Annotated in this window: 23 protein-coding genes; 10 read left to right on the top strand and 13 right to left on the bottom strand. The window is 65.2% G+C overall.

Annotated features, from left to right (window positions below; translation table 11 throughout):
- Positions 1-13: 13 nt before the first annotated feature.
- Together ACL02S_RS11935 and ACL02S_RS11940 are read left to right on the top strand one after the other, a co-directional pair.
- Positions 14-514 (top strand): MarR family winged helix-turn-helix transcriptional regulator, encoded by a 501-nt coding sequence (locus tag ACL02S_RS11935; RefSeq protein ID WP_412802427.1) that lies wholly within the window; start codon positions 14-16, stop codon positions 512-514.
- Positions 511-891 (top strand): DUF5313 family protein, encoded by a 381-nt coding sequence (locus ACL02S_RS11940; protein WP_412802428.1) that lies wholly within the window; start codon positions 511-513, stop codon positions 889-891. Before ACL02S_RS11935 ends, ACL02S_RS11940 begins: the two co-directional genes overlap by 4 nt.
- 53 nt (positions 892-944) lie before the next feature.
- On the opposite strand, the gene ACL02S_RS11945 is transcribed toward ACL02S_RS11940, so the two are convergent.
- Both ACL02S_RS11945 and ACL02S_RS11950 read right to left on the bottom strand, forming a co-directional pair.
- Positions 945-2,045 (bottom strand): calcium:cation antiporter, encoded by a 1,101-nt coding sequence (locus tag ACL02S_RS11945; RefSeq protein ID WP_412802429.1) that lies wholly within the window; start codon positions 2,043-2,045, stop codon positions 945-947.
- A gap of 71 nt (positions 2,046-2,116) precedes the next feature.
- Positions 2,117-2,770: a MerR family transcriptional regulator gene (locus tag ACL02S_RS11950; protein WP_412802430.1), complete on the bottom strand. Its 654-nt coding sequence runs from the start codon at positions 2,768-2,770 to the stop codon at positions 2,117-2,119.
- Between the two features lie 194 nt (positions 2,771-2,964).
- Between ACL02S_RS11950 and ACL02S_RS11955 the strand changes: the two genes are divergently transcribed.
- Entirely contained in the window at positions 2,965-3,513 is a 549-nt protein-coding gene (locus ACL02S_RS11955; RefSeq protein ID WP_412802431.1) for a DoxX family protein, read from the top strand.
- A 39-nt stretch (positions 3,514-3,552) separates the two neighbouring features.
- Here the strand turns inward: ACL02S_RS11955 and ACL02S_RS11960 are convergent, their stop codons facing one another.
- Positions 3,553-3,948: a nitroreductase/quinone reductase family protein gene (locus ACL02S_RS11960; RefSeq protein ID WP_412802432.1), complete on the bottom strand. Its 396-nt coding sequence runs from the start codon at positions 3,946-3,948 to the stop codon at positions 3,553-3,555.
- Between the two features lie 269 nt (positions 3,949-4,217).
- Between ACL02S_RS11960 and ACL02S_RS11965 the strand changes: the two genes are divergently transcribed.
- The 4 genes from ACL02S_RS11965 to ACL02S_RS11980 all read left to right on the top strand — a co-directional run bounded on the left by ACL02S_RS11965 (position 4,218) and on the right by ACL02S_RS11980 (position 6,822).
- Positions 4,218-4,943, top strand: coding sequence for an HNH endonuclease family protein (locus tag ACL02S_RS11965; protein ID WP_412802433.1), 726 nt, complete (start codon positions 4,218-4,220; stop codon positions 4,941-4,943).
- Positions 4,944-5,052: 109 nt separating this feature from the next.
- Positions 5,053-5,928 carry an oxidoreductase gene (locus ACL02S_RS11970; protein WP_412802434.1) on the top strand — a complete coding sequence of 292 codons (876 nt, stop codon included), beginning with the start codon at positions 5,053-5,055 and terminating at the stop codon, positions 5,926-5,928.
- A gap of 76 nt (positions 5,929-6,004) precedes the next feature.
- The gene (locus ACL02S_RS11975) at positions 6,005-6,460 is read left to right on the top strand and encodes a transcriptional regulator (RefSeq protein WP_412802435.1); all 456 of its coding nucleotides are present in this window, start codon (positions 6,005-6,007) and stop codon (positions 6,458-6,460) included.
- A complete protein-coding gene (locus tag ACL02S_RS11980; RefSeq protein WP_412802436.1) occupies positions 6,457-6,822 on the top strand; it encodes a DUF3817 domain-containing protein in 366 nt (121 codons plus the stop codon). Before ACL02S_RS11975 ends, ACL02S_RS11980 begins: the two co-directional genes overlap by 4 nt.
- A 27-nt stretch (positions 6,823-6,849) precedes the next feature.
- On the opposite strand, the gene rdgB is transcribed toward ACL02S_RS11980, so the two are convergent.
- The 10 genes from rdgB to clpS form a co-directional block, all read right to left on the bottom strand.
- The gene (gene rdgB / locus ACL02S_RS11985; protein ID WP_412802437.1) at positions 6,850-7,482 is read right to left on the bottom strand and encodes an RdgB/HAM1 family non-canonical purine NTP pyrophosphatase; all 633 of its coding nucleotides are present in this window, start codon (positions 7,480-7,482) and stop codon (positions 6,850-6,852) included.
- Positions 7,482-8,252 carry a ribonuclease PH gene (rph, locus tag ACL02S_RS11990; RefSeq protein ID WP_412802438.1) on the bottom strand — a complete coding sequence of 257 codons (771 nt, stop codon included), beginning with the start codon at positions 8,250-8,252 and terminating at the stop codon, positions 7,482-7,484. Before rph ends, rdgB begins: the two co-directional genes overlap by 1 nt.
- A gap of 666 nt (positions 8,253-8,918) precedes the next feature.
- Complete coding sequence (locus ACL02S_RS11995; RefSeq protein ID WP_412802485.1) at positions 8,919-9,683, bottom strand: cyclic nucleotide-degrading phosphodiesterase; 765 nt, start codon at positions 9,681-9,683, stop codon at positions 8,919-8,921.
- 69 nt (positions 9,684-9,752) lie between these two features.
- On the bottom strand, positions 9,753-10,478 hold the full coding sequence (locus ACL02S_RS12000; RefSeq protein WP_412802439.1) for a rhomboid family intramembrane serine protease: 726 nt from the start codon (positions 10,476-10,478) through the stop codon (positions 9,753-9,755).
- A gap of 65 nt (positions 10,479-10,543) precedes the next feature.
- Positions 10,544-11,506, bottom strand: coding sequence for a PLP-dependent cysteine synthase family protein (locus tag ACL02S_RS12005; protein ID WP_412802440.1), 963 nt, complete (start codon positions 11,504-11,506; stop codon positions 10,544-10,546).
- 7 nt (positions 11,507-11,513) lie between these two features.
- Complete coding sequence (locus tag ACL02S_RS12010) at positions 11,514-11,786, bottom strand: MoaD/ThiS family protein (protein ID WP_412802441.1); 273 nt, start codon at positions 11,784-11,786, stop codon at positions 11,514-11,516.
- Between the two features lie 83 nt (positions 11,787-11,869).
- Entirely contained in the window at positions 11,870-12,289 is a 420-nt protein-coding gene (locus tag ACL02S_RS12015; protein WP_412802442.1) for a M67 family metallopeptidase, read from the bottom strand.
- Positions 12,290-12,413: 124 nt separating this feature from the next.
- Positions 12,414-13,478 (bottom strand): P1 family peptidase, encoded by a 1,065-nt coding sequence (locus ACL02S_RS12020; protein WP_412802443.1) that lies wholly within the window; start codon positions 13,476-13,478, stop codon positions 12,414-12,416.
- Positions 13,479-13,538: 60 nt separating this feature from the next.
- Positions 13,539-14,108: an oxidative stress transcriptional regulator AosR gene (gene aosR, locus ACL02S_RS12025; RefSeq protein ID WP_412802486.1), complete on the bottom strand. Its 570-nt coding sequence runs from the start codon at positions 14,106-14,108 to the stop codon at positions 13,539-13,541.
- A 22-nt stretch (positions 14,109-14,130) separates the two neighbouring features.
- Positions 14,131-14,505, bottom strand: coding sequence for an ATP-dependent Clp protease adapter ClpS (clpS, locus tag ACL02S_RS12030; protein ID WP_412802444.1), 375 nt, complete (start codon positions 14,503-14,505; stop codon positions 14,131-14,133).
- A 103-nt stretch (positions 14,506-14,608) separates the two neighbouring features.
- Here clpS and ACL02S_RS12035 point away from each other — a divergent pair, with 103 nt between their 5' ends.
- From ACL02S_RS12035 to ACL02S_RS12045, 3 genes are all read left to right on the top strand, one after another.
- A complete protein-coding gene (locus ACL02S_RS12035) occupies positions 14,609-15,952 on the top strand; it encodes a nicotinate phosphoribosyltransferase (protein WP_412802445.1) in 1,344 nt (447 codons plus the stop codon).
- 180 nt (positions 15,953-16,132) lie between these two features.
- Entirely contained in the window at positions 16,133-16,699 is a 567-nt protein-coding gene (locus ACL02S_RS12040; RefSeq protein ID WP_412802446.1) for a nicotinamidase, read from the top strand.
- Between the two features lie 73 nt (positions 16,700-16,772).
- On the top strand, positions 16,773-18,818 hold the full coding sequence (locus tag ACL02S_RS12045) for an ATP-dependent DNA helicase (RefSeq protein WP_412802447.1): 2,046 nt from the start codon (positions 16,773-16,775) through the stop codon (positions 18,816-18,818).
- The last annotated feature ends 21 nt before the right edge of the window (positions 18,819-18,839 follow it).

Below are 18,839 nucleotides of genomic sequence, written 5' to 3' on the forward strand. Positions count from 1 at the left end.
ACGAGGAGGAGACATGCCGACAGAGAACGACGATCCACTGCGACTGGACCGGCAGGTGTGCTTCGCGTTGGCAGTGGCCAATCGCTCGGTACTGGCCGTCTATCGACCACTATTGGAGCCGCTTGGGCTCACCCACCCGCAATACCTGGTGATGCTCGCGCTCTGGGGCGAGGCACCGATGTCGGTCAAGGCGATCGCCGACGCTGTCCAGCTCGATTCCCCCACACTGTCACCACTGCTCAAACGCTTGGAAAGCGCGGGATTGATCACCAGAGAACGAGACAGCAGAGACGAGCGCAATCTGGTGGTGAACCTGACCGAGGCCGGGGCCGAGCTACGCGAACAGGCCGAGCAGATCCCGCCTGCCGTCGTGCGACAGCTCGGCGTGACAGTAGCCGACCTCGAAGAGCTCCGCGACGTGCTCACCCGAGTCAACAACGCGGCCCGCCGGGCAACGCATATCACCCCAGAAAACACCCTGACCCACTCCACCTTCCGAGGAGCCGAGGTATGACCCCGAAGCCGCAACGGCCCAATCCCATCCAATGGATCGGCTATGTCTTCGGACGCCGCCTACCAGATTCCATGCTCGATTGGGTACGCAACGACCTCACCGGCAGGTATGCCGCTGCCAGGCATGTGCTACGCGGAGTGGTGCCGTTCCTTCCGGTGTTCGTTGTGATTCTGCTGCTTCCCGGCGAGCTGTGGCTGCGCACCGCGGCAGCGACGCTGGTGCTGCTACTGCTGCTGTTCTATACGGTCGCCTTCATGCCGATGAATCGCGCACACCGCCTGATCAAACACGGATTGCCCGCGGATCTGGAGAACCCGCGACGGGCGCAGCGACGAGCGCGGGAACGCGCCATATACGAGGCACAGCATCCACGCTGAGCGGAGGAACCCGCCGGGAGCGTATGGATCGAACCGACCACGCTCTTCCCCGGCTAAGGACTGGCGGCGAGGAATAGGAAAGCCGCGAACAGCGCCAGATGAACGCCTCCTTGCAAGAGAGTCGCCCGTCCCGGCACGACCGTGAGAGCACCCACGATGACGGTCAGGGCCAGTAGAACCATTTGGGTCGCCCCCAAACCGAGTACCAGCGGCCCATCCAGCCAGATGCTCGCCACGGCGATCGCCGGAATGGTCAGGCCGATACTCGCCATGGCCGAACCCAGCGCCAGGTTGAGGCTGATCTGAACTCGGCCCCGGCGAGCGGCCCGCACCGCGGCCAGCGTCTCGGGGAGCAACACCAGCAGCGCGATCACTACACCGACCGCCGACTGCGGCAGACCCACCGATTCGACCATCGACTCGACAGTGGGCGAGGTGACCTTGGCCAGCCCGACAACGCAGACCAAGGCGACCAGCAACAGAGTGAAGCTGAGCAGGGCGGTACGAGCGCTCGGCAAGTGCGCGTGCTCGTCCTCCTCCGCGACGACGCTCGTGGTCTCGACCGGAAGGAAGTCGTCCGGGTGACGAACCGTCTGCACCATGATGAACAAGCCGTACAGCGCGAGCGAAGCCACCGCGGCGAAGGCCAGCTGCCCCGCGGAGAACTCCGGACCCGGCTTACTGGTGGTGAAGGTCGGCAATACGAGGCTGAGAGTGGCCAGCGTAGCGACAGTGGCCAGCGCCGCGACAGTGCCCTCGGCATTGAATACCGCTATCCGCCTGCGCAGCGCCCCGGCCAAGAGTGAAAGCCCGACAATGCCGTTGCAGGTGATCATGACCGCGGCGAAGACCGTATCGCGAGCCAATGTGAAGGTCTTGTTTTCGCCCGAGGTCATCAAAGCAAGGATGAGCGCGACTTCGATCACGGTGACCGAGACCGCGAGCACCAGTGAGCCGAACGGCTCCCCGACCCGGTGTGCGACCACTTCCGCGTGATGCACCGCCGAGAGCACCACCCCGATCAGCACAACCATCACGATCCCCACCACAACGCCGGACAAACTCTGGCTCCAGACGCCCGCGAGGACCAGCAACGCGAGTAGTGGCAGGAGAACAGTCCAGCGAGCGAGCAGCACACGGATCATGGTCACCATCGTCTCAGTGAATTGCGCAGTCGTAGCGAATTGCGCGCATTCAATGACCGAGAACACATTCGACGACCGCGTCAGAGCTCATCGGGCACTGTGGAATCAGATGACGGCAACAGTGTGCCGGAAAGATGCTCCTGCGCCAGACGACGCAGTGCGGAAAGCACGGTGTCACCCAAAATCGTTCCGACGATCGCGGTTTCGGTCATCCGCTCCAGATCGGGTTCTTTGCGGACCAAGGCGATATCGGTGGCAGCGATGGCTTCGCTGGCAGCTGCGTACTCGTCCAATACCGCAACCACATCGGCATGCCCCAACAGGCGCAGCGCGGCGCAGACATCGATCAGGGCGCCGCGAGCGGGGCTGTCGGCGTCGATACGCCAGCCGCGCCGGTCGAACAACGCCGCGATATCTTCGGCGGCGCCGGATCGCTGCTCGTCACCGAGTAATGACCTGCGCCCGCCCAGGGCGTACTGCACACGGCCGAGCGAGTCGCGTGCGGACAGGCCACCACTGTCGAGCACCCCGAGTAGTTCTTTCGCCGCCTCGATAGACAGACCGCCGATATCGACCAGCGCCCGGATCAGCCGCAGGCGGCTGACATGCTCATCCTGGTATTCGGCCTGGTTGCGGTGGGTTCGCACACCGGGAGGCAACAACCCCTCGCGCACGTAGTACTTGATCGTCGCGGCGGGAACACCACTTCTGCGGCTGAGTTCGGCGATCCGCATCGGACTCCTCGGACTCGATCGACGTCTTGACAGCGGGAAGTACAGCTATCCATAATTCTTGTCGATAGTACAACTATCGATAGTTAGAGTTTCATAAAGGCGGTGTGCGGTACCCACCGATCAGCGCCCCGCGGCACCCACCGCTGCGGCTCACCACATCACCAGCTCCGACCGACGCATCCCATGGAGACCTGATGGAAACCCTCATCGTCCTGCTGATCACCCTGTTCATCCTGCGGGCCGCAGGTGCCCTCGGCGCCCGCCGGTTCACCGAATGGCCGGTCTGTGGCGCTTACGCCCTAGGCGTCATGCTGATCATGACCGGCACCACGCACTTCCTCCCGGAGACCGGTGTGCACTCCCCCGTTCCCACCCACGCGGACTTCATACCGATGGTGCCGCCAGGCGTACCGCTACCAAGCGCGCTGATCTACCTGACCGGCATTCTGGAACTACTCGGCGCGGCAGGGCTGTTCCGTGCCCGCACCCGCCGATGGGCCGGACTCGGGCTGGCCGCGCTGTTCGTCGCACTACTGCCCGCCAATATCTACATCGCAGCCTGGGACATCCCCTTCAACGGCGAACCCGCGACCCCGCTATGGGTACGCATCCCAGAACAAGCGGTATATATCGGCATCGCATTGTGGGCAGCCGGAGCACTACGTATCCCGCGCGAAAACCGCAGCGACAGCAATAGGATCGCCCACACCGGCGTGACGACCGGCCGCGACCCGAAGCGCTGAGCACCCGACCGCATACCTAGCGACCCGCTGCGCGCCGGTTCAGTCCTCCAGATCGATCCGAACAGTGAGCAGATCGGTACCGATGAGCCGGACGGCCGTACTATTGGCGCGCGGCAAGTCGGCGAGCCGGGCACGCGGGTCGTCCTCGGGCAGCAGATGCGCGGTTCCCGCTTGCCAGCGCCCACCGATACGAAGCCTAACCCGGTTGTCCGCCTTGATATTCCGGATATATTGCGACCGCTCGCCGAACTCGGAGACGAGCCAGAATTCCCGCCCGGTCCGCTGTCCACCGATCGGGGTGATCCGCGGCTGCCCACTGACCCGGCCGGTGGTCTCCAAAAGGATCTGCCCTGGAACTCTCCGAAGGATCGGGTTACCGACTCGACGCTGGAGCGTCGTCACCACCCGATGCTGAATATCGCGCATATCCGGCATAGCGTGACGATAACACCCGATACCCGGTGATAGGCCGTGCCGCGCCGTCCATCCCCCACAACGTAAGAACCCACGGTGCGAGAACACCACGGTGCGAGAACACCACACCGAAAGAACGCCGCCGAACAGCTGTGCGATGCACGGGGATAGCGACCGGATGGCAAGGGTCCGGCGATCGCGGGATGCCCTCGCGGATACGACGGTAACGCACTACCGGGTACCTTGTCGCCAGACACAATGGCTGGGGGACAACGACGTTAGGAACTTCGATGACGATCACCAAGAAACAGCGGACTGCTCTGACCGGTTTCGTCATCGCGATCGTCATCGCCCTTGGCTACTACTACCTCGATCTCGACAGTGATTCCAGCACCGGAGAGTGCGAGCCAGGCAGCCGAACATGCTCGGGTACACCGGCCGCCATCCCCAGCCGTGACGCCCTCGCACTACTGGATTCGCTGCGCGTCGCGGACCGCGCCCCCACAACCGGCTACGACCGTGATGAGTTCGGCCCGCCCTGGACCGATAAGGTCTCGGTGCCCGGTGGCAACAACGGCTGCGACACCCGCAACGACATCCTCCAACGCGACCTGACCGAGGTGACGTTCAAATCGGGTACATGCCTCGTCGCGACAGGCACCCTCGACGACCCCTACACCGGCGAGATCATTCACTTCACGCGCGGCCCGAAGTCCTCGGGGGACGTGCAGATCGACCATATCGTCGCGCTATCGGACGCCTGGCAGAAAGGCGCACAAAAACTTTCCGCCGAACGCCGCCGCGAACTGGCCAACGATCCGCTGAACCTGCAAGCGGTAGACGGCCCGGCCAACCAATCCAAAAGCGACTCCGACGCGGCGTCCTGGCTCCCGCCGAACAAAAACTACCAGTGCGCCTACCTGACCAGGCAGATCCAAGTAAAGGCTGCCTATCAGCTCTGGGTTACCCCGGCCGAGAAAGATGCCATGGTCCAGGTACTGCGTACCTGCCCCTGAACGCGGACATTTCGTAATACCGCTCGTTCGGTACCGATCGCGCCATCGACACGATCGGTACCGAACGCCGCACCCGCTACCTCGAGCCTCTCCCGAGTAGGGTCGACATATGGCGTGGAAACCTACTGAAATCCCAGACCAGTCCGGACGCACCTTCGTCGTCACCGGCGCTAACGGCGGCCTGGGCGCTATTACCACTGAAGTCCTCGCGGGCAAAGGCGCGACTGTGATCATGGCCTGTCGCAATACGACCACAGCGAAAAAAGTCGCCGACGGTATCGACGGCGATGTCCGGGTAGCCGAACTGGATTTGGCCGATCTGGCCTCGGTGCGCAAGTTCGCCGACAGTTGCGCCACGTTCGATGTACTGATCAACAACGCTGGCATGATGAACCTGCCGTTCTCCAGGACCAAAGACGGTTTCGAAATGCAGTGGGGCATCAACCATCTAGGGCACTTCGCACTCACCGGACTGTTACTGGACCGGATCTCCGATCGCGTCGTGACGCTGTCCAGCATCGCGCACCGGCAGACACCCAAACTCTGGATCGATGATCTCGACTACGAGAACCGGCGTTACCAGCGTAATCTCGCGTACGCGCAGTCCAAGCTGTGCAATCTGATGTTCGCGCGGGAATTGCAGCGCAGGCTGACCGAAGCCGGGTCGACCAAACGCTCCTACGCCGTGCACCCCGGCGTCTCGGACACCGGCCTGTTCTCACATACCGAGACCCCGCTCGATTACCTCTCCAAGCCATTCGTCCGCTTGATCGGGCACCCGCCGGCCAAGGCGGCGCACTCCACACTGTTCGCGGCGACCATGCCCGATGCCGACCCCACGATCTTCTGGGGTCCGACCAGATTCTTCGGAACCCAGGGCCCGGTGGCGGCCGCACCGTCCACCCGGCTGTCGAAGAACAAGGATCTGTGGCAGCGGGTATGGACGGAATCCGAGCGGCGGACCCAGGTCATCTACGAATTCTGAGTGATGGCGGACACTCCACGTAATGCGCGGTACCTGGCGCTACGGCCCACGCGGTGATACAGGTACCGTAGAGTTCGTGTCCGCCCCCTCTCGCCGCTCGGCGCACAACCGCCCGGCCCTCATCGCGCTGGTGATCATCGTCGCGCTGGGCTGCCTGGCGCTGGCCTGGTGGCAGTGGGAGCGGTACGAGTCCACAGGTGGCACCGGCCAGAATCTCGGGTACGCGCTGCAATGGCCGTTGTTCGCAGGCTTCGCCGTCTTCGCCTACTTCCGGTTCGTCCGGCTGGAGCGCGAAGCCGAGGAAGAAGACGAAGCCGCACCGGATAGTCCCACCAGGTCCGGACCCACCCCCCAACCGGTCGTGCTCCGGGAGATCCCAGCGGGACTGCTACCGGAGCGCCCGAAAGCCATACGGGACGAGGATCCCGTGCTCGCCGAGTACAACCGATACCTCGCCGAACTGTATGCCACCGATACCGAGGAGCAGGCCCCCGCGGCGGGCCGATACGCCCGCGAGAGGAGCGCCGGTTGACCACCAGCGAGAACCCCACCGAAACCACTGTCACTCCCGCGCGGACGGCGAACACCGCCAAAATCGGGTCGGCGCTGCTGCGCTATCGCACCTTGGCCTGGATCACCGGCCTGTGGCTGCTGCTGCTCACCGGTGAGATGATCGCCAAATACGGTTTCGGTATGCACCCCCCCACCTGGATCGCCGTGGTGCACGGCTGGGTGTACTTCGTGTACCTACTGTTCACCACCGATCTCGCGATCAAGGTCCGCTGGTCCGCGTGGCGCACCATCGGCACCCTGCTCGCAGGCACCATCCCGCTGCTGTCGTTCTACGTCGAGCACGTCAACGCCAAGCGGATCAAACAGGAATTCGGCGTCTGAGCCGACCCCGCTGATCCATCCTCGGCGTCAGTCCTCCAGGCGAGGTCGGTCCTCTAGCGACAATGCGGCCAGCGCGGGCACCAACCGGGCCAAAGCCCGGCCACGATGCGACACCGCGTCTTTCTGCGCCGGCGTCAACTGAGCCGCGGTGACCGCACCACCCTCCGGGATGAACAACGGGTCATAGCCGAAACCACCCGCACCTGCAGGCTTCCGCCCGATCGCCCCCGGCCATTCCCCACGCACCACAGTCTCGGCGCCGCCCGGCACCACCAATGCGCAGGCCGAGACGAACCGCGCGCAACGCCGCTCATCCGGAACCTCCGCGAGCTGCGCCAACAGCAGCGCGTTATTGGCGGCGTCATCACCGTGCCTACCCGACCAGCGCGCCGACAATACGCCGGGCATCCCGCGCAACGCATCCACCTCGAGGCCGGAATCATCGGCGACACAGGCCAATCCGGTGGCCGCCGCACCATCACGGGCCTTGGCCAGCGCATTCTCCTCGAACGTCGCCCCGGTCTCCGGAGCCTCCGCATAGGGGGAGACGTCGTTCAACCCGACAATCTCGACACCGACGATGCCCGCCTCGTCGAGGATGCGGCGCAGCTCGCCCAGTTTCTTGGCATTGCGGCTGGCCACCAGCACCCGGCGGGACATCACTTCTTCTTCACATCGTCCGGCTCGGGAAGCAGACCGGGATACGGTAACGCCAATGCCTCTTTCTGCACCGCGAACAACTGCTCACAGCCAGCGAGCGCGGCATCGAGCAGTTTGTCCAGAGTAGAACGCGGGAACGTGGCGCCCTCGCCGGTGCCCTGGATCTCCACCAGCGTTCCGGTATCCGTAGCGACCACATTCATATCGACTTCGGCACGCGAATCCTCTTCATACGGCAGATCCAAACGCACCCGGCCATCGACCACACCTACGCTCACCGCGGCGATCGCACACGAGATCGGCTGCGGATCGGCCAAGGCACCGGTCGCACCGAGATAGGTCACGGCATCGGCCAAAGCGACATAGGCGCCGGTGATAGCGGCCGTTCTGGTGCCACCATCGGCCTGAAGGACATCACAATCGATCGCGATGGTGTTCTCCCCGATAGCCGCCAGATCGATACAAGCACGCAACGAACGACCGACCAGACGGCTGATCTCCTGGGTCCGCCCACCGACCCTGCCCTTGACCGACTCACGGCCACTACGGGTATGGGTCGCGGCAGGCAGCATCGCGTACTCCGCGGTGAGCCAGCCCAACCCGGAATCACGGCGCCACGGAGGAACCCCCTCGGTAACGCTCGCGGTACACATCACCCGCGTCTGGCCGAATTCGACCAGCACCGAACCAGCTGGATGCGTGGTGAATCCACGCGTGATCCGGACCTCGCGGAGTTCATCATCCGCCCTGCCATCGGCTCGTCTCGACACGGGCCACAGCCTACTGTGTCTAATTTGCCGCCCCTCCGGGGCGGCGGGTTCGCGGCCCTCCGGAGTCTCGCGCCCGAGCAACCGAGACTCGCGCCTGCGGCGCATGCGCTTCGGTTACTCGGACGCGAGACGGGCCGCGAACGGTGCTCGTAAGACTCGCACCCGACGGGGCTGGGAGAGCTCGCGCAGATGCACTTGTTGTCTATGGCTTGGGTACGGGGGCGAAGCATGCTCTACTGCACGACTACCAGCCCTGTTCTGGGGTTGATTTTCTGCCACTGCGGCACTGCGGGCTCGCGGCCCTTGGGAATCTTGTGCTCGAGCGACCGAGACTCGCGCCTGCTGTGTCTGATTTGCCGCCCCTCCGGGGCGGCGGGTTCGCGGCCCTCCGGGGTCTCGCGCCCGAGCAACCGAGACTCGCGCCTGCGGCGCATGCGCTTCGGTTACTCGGACGCGAGACGGGCCGCGAACGGTGCTCGTAAGACTCGCACCGAACGGGGCTGGGAGAGCTCGCGTAGATGCACTTGTTGTCTGTGGAGTGGGCGCGAGGGGCGGGGGCACGCTCTTGTGCACGACAAGCAGCCCTGTTCTGGGGTTGCTTGTCGTGCTGGACTTGGCATGCCTGCGGTGTGGATGGGGTGTGTTTCGGGTGAGGCAGCGCGGGGCTCAGAGGTCGAAGGTCTCGCCTGGGGCTACTGCGTGTACCGGGCCGGTGAACTGTTCCTTCGCTTCCGCGATCACATCTTCGCGTGAGGTCCACGGTGGGATATGGGTGAGCAGCAGCTCCTTCACCCCGGCCTCGGCGGCGATCATGCCCGCTTCGGTGCCCGAAAGGTGAATGCCGGGCGGCCGATTCGCCGGGTCGTGGGTCCAGGACGCCTCGGCCATCAGGATGTCTGCCCCCTGGGCCAGTTCCCGGACCTGCGGGCACAACGCGGTATCACCGGTGTAGACGAAGACGCGTCCGCTCGCACTGGTGATCCGTAGGCCGTAGGACTCCGGCGGGTGATACATCCGGCGGGCGATCAGTCGGTGCCCTGGACCGAACTCGACCGGCTCACCTTCGATCCAGGGGCGCATGTCGATGACATCCGACCAGTCGTCGCACGCACCGCCGACTTCGGCGGAGGCGTTACCGATGCGTTGCGAGGTATCGGCGGGGCCACGCACGATCGCCCTCCCCACCGGTGGCACCGGATGGTAGCGCCGCCACACCAGCAGGCCGGGCAGATCGAGGCAGTGGTCCGCGTGCAGATGAGTCAAAAAAATATCGACCTCACCTGGATCGGCATAACGTTGCAGGGCACCGAGCACTCCTGGACCGAAATCCATGACTGTCGGCCGCATATCCGGGCCGGTCAGCAAATACCCCGACGCGGGAGAATCCGGGCCGGACACGCTGCCCGAGCACCCGAGAACGGTAAGGCGCATGCCCTCATGCTGCCACGCGGAATTCTCGTTCAAGAAGGGATCCCCCACATTTCCCGGTGGGCAACGCGCTTACCGCGGCAACGCGCTGACTCCAACTCTCTCCCCGCGGCGGCGTCGACGTTCATCAGCAGAGAGTACCCATCCGGCGAGAAGTCCACCCAATGCCCCGAAAAGATGCCCCTGCCACGATATTCCGGGTGGTCCGGGTAAGACGCCCCACAGCAACGACCCGTAGCAGGCCAATACGACGAGTCCGAGCAGGATATGCGTGATATTTCTGGCGAACCAGCCGCGTGAGATGAGCAGGGTCAGCCAACCGAACACCAGCGCGGAAGCGCCCAGATGCAGACTGCCCGGCGCTCCGGTGAGCCAGGTGCCGACCCCTGCCACGAACCAGATGATCGCGGTCGCGGCCAGACCACGACCGATCCCTGCCAGCAGCACCAGGAAACCGAGCACCAACGCCGGAACCGTATTGCCGATGAGATGACCCCACCCGGCGTGCAGCACCGGGGCGAACAGTATGCCGGACAGTCCATCGACCTGACGTGGCACGATACCCGCGTTGTCGAGCCGAGGGCCGATCACCGTATCGACCCCTTCGATGGCGTAGAGCAGCACGATGAATCCGCAAATCAACACCACCGACCGCAGCCACAGCCGTTTGACCGCGGCGAGACCTCTGTTCGATACCGGAGCGGAGAACCCGTGCGCACCACCGGGGCTGCCGCGCTGCGCACGGATCGCGGCGATCCGATCCGGGTCGAACGACGGGCCGAACTGCGTGCCGGTCATGGCCACCTCCTCGCCATGCGGGGGTTGCGGCCCCGCCGACCTCAGGGTACCGGCATGCCGGTACCTCAGGCCCAGAGCTGACCGTCGAGCCGATCTTCCGCCTCTTCCAGGGTGCCCTCATAGGCCCCGGTGGACAGATACTTCCAGCCGCCGTCGGCGACCACGAACGCGATATCGGCGCGCGTGCCCGCCCGTACCGCCTTGCGAGCGACACCGAGCGCGGCATGCAGAATCGCCCCGGTGGAGATCCCGGCGAAGATTCCCTCTTCACCCACCAGTTCGCGGGTTCGTTTCACCGCATCGTGCGGACCGACCGAGAAACGGGAAGTCAGCACGCTCTCGTCGTACAGCTCAGGAATGAAACCCTCGTCGATATTGCGCAGGCCGTAGACCAGCTCACCGTAGCGCGGCTCGGCGGCGATGATCTCGATGTCAGGCACCTTCTCGCGCAGGAAACGGCCGACGCCCATCAAGGTGCCTGTGGTACCGAGGCCTGCGACGAAGTGCGTGATCTCCGGCAGGTCTGCCAGTAACTCCGGGCCGGTGTGCTCATAGTGCGCCAGCGCGTTCGCCGGATTGCCGTATTGGTAGAGCATCACCCACTCCGGGTTCTGGGCCGCGATCTGCTTGGCCAGCGCCACCGCCTGATTGGAGCCGCCCGCCGCGGGAGAATCGATGATCTGCGCGCCGAACATGGTGAGCAGCTGCCGCCGCTCCACCGAAGTGTTCTCCGGCATCACACAGATCATCCGGTAACCCTTGAGTTTGGCGGCCATGGCCAGGGAAATACCGGTGTTTCCGCTGGTCGGTTCCAGAATGGTGCAGCCGGGGCGCAATAACCCCTCGGCCTCGGCCTGCTCGATCATGCGTAGCGCGGGCCGGTCCTTGATCGAGCCGGTGGGGTTACGATCCTCGAGTTTGGCCCACAACCGCACATGATTCTCGCCATCCCACTGCGGAGACAGGATGCGCAACCCGACCAGCGGTGTGTCGCCGAGTGTCGCGATCAGCGATTCATAACGCGCCACGAACCGATCAGCCTCCGGCCACGGCGGGAAGGATGGTCACGCTGGCGTCCTCGGGCACCTCGGCCGCTAGACCGCCCGCGAACCGCACATCCTCATCGTCGATGTAGATATTGACGTACCGGTTCAGCTTGCCGTCCTTGAGCAGGCGCTCGGCCAGACCGGGGTGGTTGGCCTCCAGATCGTCGATCAGCGCGGCCAGCGTGGCCCCCTCGGCGGGCACCCGCTTCTCACCTCCGGTGAGGCCGCGCATGATGGTCGGGATGGACACGGTTACCGGCATGGGTACTCCTTGATCTCACAGAAAAACATCGATCCCACGGACAAGTATCGGTCGTAGTCGCGCGGTCGTAGTCGCGCTGAGCACTAGCTCTCGTATGCTTCGACGATCCGCACCGGCTCCTCGGTGACCACGCCGTCGACGATCCGATAGCTGCGCAGCTCGTGCTGCTCCGGATCACGGGTGGAGATCAGCACATAGTGCGCGAACGGCTCGGCGGCATAGGACACATCGGTCCGGCTCGGATATGCCTCGGTGGCGGTATGTGAGTGATAGATCACCACCGGTATCTCATCGGCATCGTCCATCTCGCGCCACACCTTCAACTGTTCCCCGGAATCGAAACGGTAGAAGGTGGGTGAGCGCTCGGCATTGACCATGGCGATGAATCGCTCCGGGCGATCCGATCCCTCCGGCCCCGCGATGACACCACATGCCTCATCCGGGTGATCGGCGCGCGCGTGCGCCACCATCGACTCCACGAGATCGGCCCTGATCACCAACACGGGTAGTACACCTTTCCACAACGCCGACCCATCGCAGTCGACAACGAGCCAGGATATTCAGGTATTCCCACCGGGTTGTCGGCCGGTCCCGGTTCCGGCCGATCACGGGTACCGATTCGGTGGTTCAACCGGGGAACAGGTCGCGATAGGCGGGAATGCCCGCGACCGCGTGTGCCGAGCGGATCGCATCGACGACGGCGCGCTCGACACAGACGGCGGCCGCCGTGCAGATCTGGTCCACAACAAGCAGATCGGCGGGGAAAGCAGGGGGTAGCGGCGGGCTCGCACGTATATCGGCCGTCCCGGTGGCCAGCGCGAAGAGCGTGTCTCCGTCGAGCGGGGAATGCGCGGGACGGATCGCTCTGGCCAGGCCGTCGTGCGCGGTGACAGCCACCCGGCGGCACCCGGCCGGATCGAGCGCGGCATCCGTGGCTACGACTCCGATGGTGGTATTCAGCACTGTTCCCTTCACCGGCAGCGTGTTGGCTGCCGCCAGCTGCTCGTCGGTCGGCGCACGCAGCCCGAAGAAGTCCGGTCCGTCGGTGCCGCAGCCCCATGGCAATCCGGTGCGCGGATCGAATACCGAGCCAACCGGATTGGCCACGATCAATGCGGCGACAGTGATACCGGCGGCGGCGCCGTCGCTCAGGACGATGCTCGCGGTCCCGACACCGCCCTTGATCGATCCGGCGCGTGCGCCGACGCCTGCGCCGACCGATCCGCGGGCGAAGCCGGTCGCCGCCGCGGCGGCCGCACGATAACCGAACTCAGCGGTCGGCCGGATGTCCCATGCGCCGACGGGAAGATCGAAGATCACCGCGCCTGGGACGATGGGCACCACCCGGCCCGGATCCGCCGGATCCATCACGATGCCCGCGCCGTCCTCCTCCAGCTTGCGCATCACGCCATCAGCCGCGGCGAGACCGTAGGCACTGCCACCGGTCAGCAGAATCGCGTCGACCCGGCGGACGGTGTTACCCGGATCGAGCAGATCGGTCTCCCGCGTACCAGGCCCACCGCCGCGCACATCGACCGCCGCTGTCGCGCCACCGGGTACCCGCACGACCGTACATCCAGTCGCCGCCCCGGTACCCAACGTAGCGTCGCGGTCGAGAACATGATGATGACCGACCAGTATTCCGGAGACATCGGTGAGCGAATCTCGTTGCCCCGATATGACATTCCCCATCACCACTCCTCACGGCGCGAAGACACTGCCCAACCGGAACGATCTTCGCACCGGAACCGGTCAGGGAGCCAGTGCCTGCAGCAACGAATCCTGCATCCAGGTCAGCCAGTGGTACACGTCCAGATGCGGGGCACGCGGATCATCGGGATCGAGCTGGTCGGGCGTATCGGCATCGATGCTCAGCACCGCGCCGAGCGCGAGCCGCACATCGGTGAGCGCGGCCAGCCAGGCATCGGCCTGTTCCGGGGTGAGCGCGATCTTGCCGCCCGAGGTCGGCACCGTATCCAGCACGACCGAGCCCGCCGCCAGCTTGGCATCGATGATGTCGGGCTCGTAGAGGCCGCGCAGCGCACTGTTGAGGTCGGCGCGCTCGGCGTCCGGCGAGCCGGGTTCACTCCGATGGAAGTCCGGGAGGAGCCTGCGTAGCCGCGGATCGTCCGGCTGGGCGGTGTTCCCGGAACGCAGGCCGGTCAACGCCGCCAAATCGTCTTCCGGGGCGGACCCCGCACGCTCGGTGAGCAACCCGGAAACTGCTCCTACCAGCGACCTGAGCACATTGGCCTCACGTGCGTCCATCTCGGAACGCAGTTTGAGACCGCTCAGCGAGTTCTTCCTGCTCCATTTACGCACGGCGTCAGGGTAGTCGTCCCGATCAGTCATCCCGCTGCATGGTGGCCCAGAGGCCCGCCGCGTGTAGTCGTTGGACATCATGTTCCATCTTGTCCCTCGAGCCGGACGAAACCACAGCTTTGCCCTCGTTGTGCACCTTCAACATCAGTTCGGTCGCCTTCGCTTTGCTGTAGCCGAACAGCTTCTGGAAGATATAGGTCACATAGTGCATGAGATTGACCGGATCGTCCCAGACCACAGTGACCCAGGGACGGTCCTCCGCTTCCAGGATCTCGGTGTACTCGACTGCCTCCGGGGTCGCCTGTGCCGCTGATAATGTCGGGTTCGCGGCGCCAGCGACAGCACAGGCGACAGAGCCCATGATGACGTCGCCCCGGACTACGTTGCACAAGGCCATAACGTCAAGAGTACGACGTGAGCCCAGAGAAACAACACCCACACAGCCTCGATTCGCGCATTTCGGAGTTCACCGGCGCGATGCCGAAGGCCGCACTCCAACCATGGTATCCAGCCATGATATCTACAGTGGCTTCGTGAACCCGCACGACGGTGTCGACAGCACAGCACTGCTGACCGACCAGTACGAACTGACCATGCTCGCCGCGGCACTCACCGACGGTTCCGCGACGCGCCGGTGCACATTCGAGGCGTTTGCCAGAAATTTGCCTCATGGGCGTCGTTACGGCGTGACCGGGGGTACCGGACGACTACTCGACGAGCTGTCGCGGTTCCGGTTCGGCGAGACGGACCTGGCCGTCGCCGCGTCGTTCTCGGATCGGCGCACCCTCGAATGGTTGCGCGACTATCGATTCACCGGCGATATCGACGGCTATGCCGAGGGCGAACTCTATTTTCCCGGCTCCCCGATCCTCTCGGTACGCGGCAGCTTCGCCGAATGCGTGGTGCTGGAGACGCTGATCCTGTCGATTCTCAACCACGACAGCGCCATCGCGTCCGCTGGCGCGCGTATGGTGAGCGCCGCCGGTGGCCGCGGGATGATCGAAATGGGCTCGCGGCGCACCCACGAACGGGCCGCGCCCGACAGTGCCCGCGCCGCATACCTCGCCGGTTTCGACGCCACCTCGAATCTGGCGGCGGTGCGCCGCTACGGGATTCCTGGCGCAGGCACAAGTGCGCACGCATTCGTCCTGCTACACAGCGGCCAGGACGGGGCGCATGAGGCCGATGCCTTCCGTGCCCAGGTACGCACACTCGGGGTCGGGACGACGCTCCTGGTGGACACCTTCGATATCACCTCGGGCGTGGCGACTGCCATCGAAGTAGCGGGTACCGAACTGGGTGGCGTCCGGATCGACTCCGGTGATCTCGGCGTACTGGCCCGGCAGGTGCGCGGCCAACTCGACGCCCTCGGCGCCACCGAGACCCGCATCGTGGTCTCCGGCGACCTCGATGAGTATGCCATCGCCGCGCTGCGGGCCGAACCGGTCGATGCGTACGGTGTCGGAACGGCGCTTGTCACCGGGTCGGGGGCGCCGACCGCCGGAATGGTCTACAAGCTGGTCGAGGTGGATGGGGTACCGGTCGCCAAGCGCAGCAGTCATAAGCAGTCGCGTGGCGGCACCAAGAAGGCGATCCGCCTGGCCCGTGACACCGGCACGATCGTCGAGGAGATCATCTATCCGGCGACAGGGCCGGTGCCACCCACACCGGGCTTGTATACCCGCGCGCTGCTCAGGCCCCTGATCCGTGGTGGCGAACACGTTGCGGACCTGCCGACCCTGGCACAGAGCCGCGAACTGGTCGCCCGCGGACTGACCAGCCTGCCGTGGGAGGGGCTGAAACTGTCGGCGGGTGAACCGGCCATCACGACCACCTTCGTCTAGAAGACCACCGCCTGAGGACCACGCGTGCTCGGCACGGCCGCGTACCCGCCGCGAACAGCACATACCGAGCCCGTTTCGTCGCGTATGTACCGGGAATTTCCCACGCGTCGGGTGAAGTATTCCGCCGGCCGACCAGAAGAATCGGGATAGGTCACCTTATAGATCCTGCGGGAGGTCACCATGCTCCGAGCATTGATCATCGTCGACGTCCAGAACGATTTCTGCGAGGGTGGGGCGCTCGCGGTCGCCGGGGGCACCACGGTAGCCACTCGTATCAGCGCGCACCTCACCGTGCGGAACTACAGTGCGGTCGTCGCGACCCGCGACTACCACATCGATCCCGGTTCCCATTTCTCCGACGATCCCGACTACGCCGACAGCTGGCCGCCACACTGCCGAGCCGGAACCCATGGCGCGAATTTCCACCCGGCCTTGACCACGCACCCCATTCAGGAGATCTTTTCGAAGGGTGCGTATTCGGCGGCCTATTCAGGGTTCGAGGGCACTACGGATGACGGCACCGACCTGGCCGACTGGCTGCGTAAACGCGATGTCGATGCCGTGGATATCGTCGGTCTCGCCACCGACCACTGCGTGCGTGCCACCGCTCTGGACGCGCGCATCGAGGGGTTCGACACCAGGGTCCTGCTCGATCTCACCGCCGGTGTCGCGCCTGCCACCGTCAGCGCCGCGATGGACCGTATGCGCGGAGCAGGCATCGATCTGGAAGGGAACATCCCTCGATAGCCCATCCGGTCGCGCCCGCCTTCTCTGTTATCACCGGCTCTGCGCTGTCACCGGCACCGAGTAGGCTGCTGACGTGCCCGAATCGCCGCCCGTTTCCAACCTTTTGGCCATTGCCGTACAAGCGCTCGGCGGCACAGAGCGCACCGGGCAGGTGGCAATGGCCGCGGCAGTGGACCACGCGATAGACACCAAGGAGCACCTCGCGGTGCAGGCCGGGACCGGCACCGGCAAGTCACTGGCGTACCTGGTGCCGAGTCTGCGGCATGCGGTGCGAACCGGCCGCACCGTCGTGGTCTCCACCGCGACCATCGCATTACAGCGACAATTGGTCGACCGCGATCTGCCCCGATTGGCCGACGCACTGCGCGCACCGCTGGAGCGCGCCCCGCAATTCGCGATCCTCAAGGGCCGCAACAACTATCTCTGTTTGAACAAGATCAACAGTGCGATCCCGGACGAACCCGCCGAGGCGGAGCTGTTCGACGCGTTCGCGATCTCGCGCCTCGGCCGTGAAGTACAGCGGCTCAACGAATGGGCCTCCGACACCGAGACCGGGGACCGCGACGAACTCGCTCCAGGGGTGAGCGACCGCGCTTGGCGACAGGTCAGCGTGTCGTCACGGGAATGCCTCGGTAAATCGCGCTGCCCATTCGGTCAGGACTGCTTCGCCGAACGCGCCAGAGCCGAGGCAGCGCAGGCCGATGTGGTGGTGACCAATCACGCGCTGCTCGCGATCGACGCGATCAGCGATATCCAGATCCTGCCGGAACACGATGTTGTGATCATCGACGAGGCGCATGAGCTGGTCGACCGGGTCACCGGTGTGGCGACTGCCGAACTCGCCCCCGCTGCGATCAGCGCGGCCGCCAAGCGCTGCGCCAAGCTGATCGACGAACGGGAGATCGACCGTTTGGACAGCGCCGCCGAGGCCTGGCATACCGCACTGGAGGAGCTGCCCGCCGCCCGGTGGGATGTCTTGCCCGACGGTATCGCCCCGGTGCTGGCCCTCATCCGCGATACCGCGTGGAATGCGCGGACCGCCCTCGCACCAAAGGCGGGCACCTCCGCATCGGGTGATCCGGAGGAGTCCATCGCCCGTACGCTCGCGCTGGCCGCGATCGACGAGGTGCACGACAGTGCGGTGCGCGCGTTGACCGCATTCGATGAACCCGATCCGGCCGCAAGGCGCGATGTCATCTGGCTGGCAGCCGACGATATCCGCGGCGTAGTGCGCCGCACCGTGCGCATGGCGCCGCTTTCGGTGGGCGGCCTGCTGCGCAGCAGGCTCTTCGGCACCGCGACCGTCGTACTGACCTCGGCCACCTTGCAGATCGGCGGGTCGTTCGACGGCCTCGCGACCACCTGGGGCCTGCCCGCGCAGTCGGGCGCTCGTATCGATCCGGCCACCGCGAACGGCGCCGAGGCGCCAGCGGATGCCGACACCATCCGCTGGAACTCGCTCGATGTCGGCTCACCGTTCGATCACGCCAAGTCCGGCATTCTCTACGTCGCGAAACATCTGCCCGCACCGGGCCGCGACGGGCTCGCACCCAGCTGCCTGAACGAGATCGAGCGGCTGATCACCGCGGCGGGTGGACGCACCCTCGGACTGTTCTCCTCGATGCGCGCGGCCCGAGCGGCTGCCGACGCGCTGCGTGACCGGTTACCGACACCGGTGCTGTGCCAGGGCGACGATGCCACGGGCGCATTGGTACGCGCTTTCGCCGACGATCCGGAAACCTCACTGTTCGGCACCCTGTCGTTGTGGCAGGGGGTCGATGTGCCAGGACCATCGTTGAGCCTGGTGATCCTCGATCGCATCCCGTTTCCACGCCCGGACGACCCGCTGCTCGCGGCACGGCAACGGGCAGTAGAAGCGCGGGGCGGGAACGGCTTCATGACCGTAGCCGCCAATCACGCCGCGCTGCTGCTCGCCCAAGGCACCGGGCGGCTGCTGCGCAGCGTCGACGACCGCGGCGTGGTCGCCATCCTCGATTCCCGCCTGGCCAACGCTCGCTACGGCGGCTATCTGCGTGCTTCGCTACCGCCCTACTGGACGACCACAGATCCGGAAGTCGTGGTCGAAGCGCTACGCAGGCTCACCGCCGCGACCGTGTGATACGCCTCCGACGGAGAGAGG

This window comes from Nocardia spongicola, from assembly GCF_047200775.1.
In the GTDB taxonomy this organism is placed as follows: domain Bacteria; phylum Actinomycetota; class Actinomycetes; order Mycobacteriales; family Mycobacteriaceae; genus Nocardia.

What these genes read in the sequence shown, in the direction of transcription:
- ACL02S_RS11965 (WP_412802433.1), top strand. Translation starts at nt 4,218, where the DNA reads ATGACGATCACCAAGAAACAGCGGACTGCTCTGACCGGTTTCGTCATC.
- ACL02S_RS12000 (WP_412802439.1), bottom strand. Translation starts at nt 10,478, where the DNA reads ATGACCGGCACGCAGTTCGGCCCGTCGTTCGACCCGGATCGGATCGCC.
- ACL02S_RS11940 (WP_412802428.1), top strand. Translation starts at nt 511, where the DNA reads ATGACCCCGAAGCCGCAACGGCCCAATCCCATCCAATGGATCGGCTAT.
- ACL02S_RS11995 (WP_412802485.1), bottom strand. Translation starts at nt 9,683, where the DNA reads ATGCGCCTTACCGTTCTCGGGTGCTCGGGCAGCGTGTCCGGCCCGGAT.
- ACL02S_RS11935 (WP_412802427.1), top strand. Translation starts at nt 14, where the DNA reads ATGCCGACAGAGAACGACGATCCACTGCGACTGGACCGGCAGGTGTGC.
- ACL02S_RS12035 (WP_412802445.1), top strand. Translation starts at nt 14,609, where the DNA reads ATGGTATCCAGCCATGATATCTACAGTGGCTTCGTGAACCCGCACGAC.
- ACL02S_RS11950 (WP_412802430.1), bottom strand. Translation starts at nt 2,770, where the DNA reads ATGCGGATCGCCGAACTCAGCCGCAGAAGTGGTGTTCCCGCCGCGACG.
- ACL02S_RS12040 (WP_412802446.1), top strand. Translation starts at nt 16,133, where the DNA reads ATGCTCCGAGCATTGATCATCGTCGACGTCCAGAACGATTTCTGCGAG.
- clpS (WP_412802444.1), bottom strand. Translation starts at nt 14,505, where the DNA reads ATGGCCTTGTGCAACGTAGTCCGGGGCGACGTCATCATGGGCTCTGTC.
- ACL02S_RS11970 (WP_412802434.1), top strand. Translation starts at nt 5,053, where the DNA reads ATGGCGTGGAAACCTACTGAAATCCCAGACCAGTCCGGACGCACCTTC.
- ACL02S_RS11945 (WP_412802429.1), bottom strand. Translation starts at nt 2,045, where the DNA reads ATGGTGACCATGATCCGTGTGCTGCTCGCTCGCTGGACTGTTCTCCTG.
- ACL02S_RS11955 (WP_412802431.1), top strand. Translation starts at nt 2,965, where the DNA reads ATGGAAACCCTCATCGTCCTGCTGATCACCCTGTTCATCCTGCGGGCC.
- ACL02S_RS12010 (WP_412802441.1), bottom strand. Translation starts at nt 11,786, where the DNA reads ATGCCGGTAACCGTGTCCATCCCGACCATCATGCGCGGCCTCACCGGA.
- rdgB (WP_412802437.1), bottom strand. Translation starts at nt 7,482, where the DNA reads ATGTCCCGCCGGGTGCTGGTGGCCAGCCGCAATGCCAAGAAACTGGGC.
- ACL02S_RS11960 (WP_412802432.1), bottom strand. Translation starts at nt 3,948, where the DNA reads ATGCCGGATATGCGCGATATTCAGCATCGGGTGGTGACGACGCTCCAG.
- ACL02S_RS12020 (WP_412802443.1), bottom strand. Translation starts at nt 13,478, where the DNA reads ATGGGGAATGTCATATCGGGGCAACGAGATTCGCTCACCGATGTCTCC.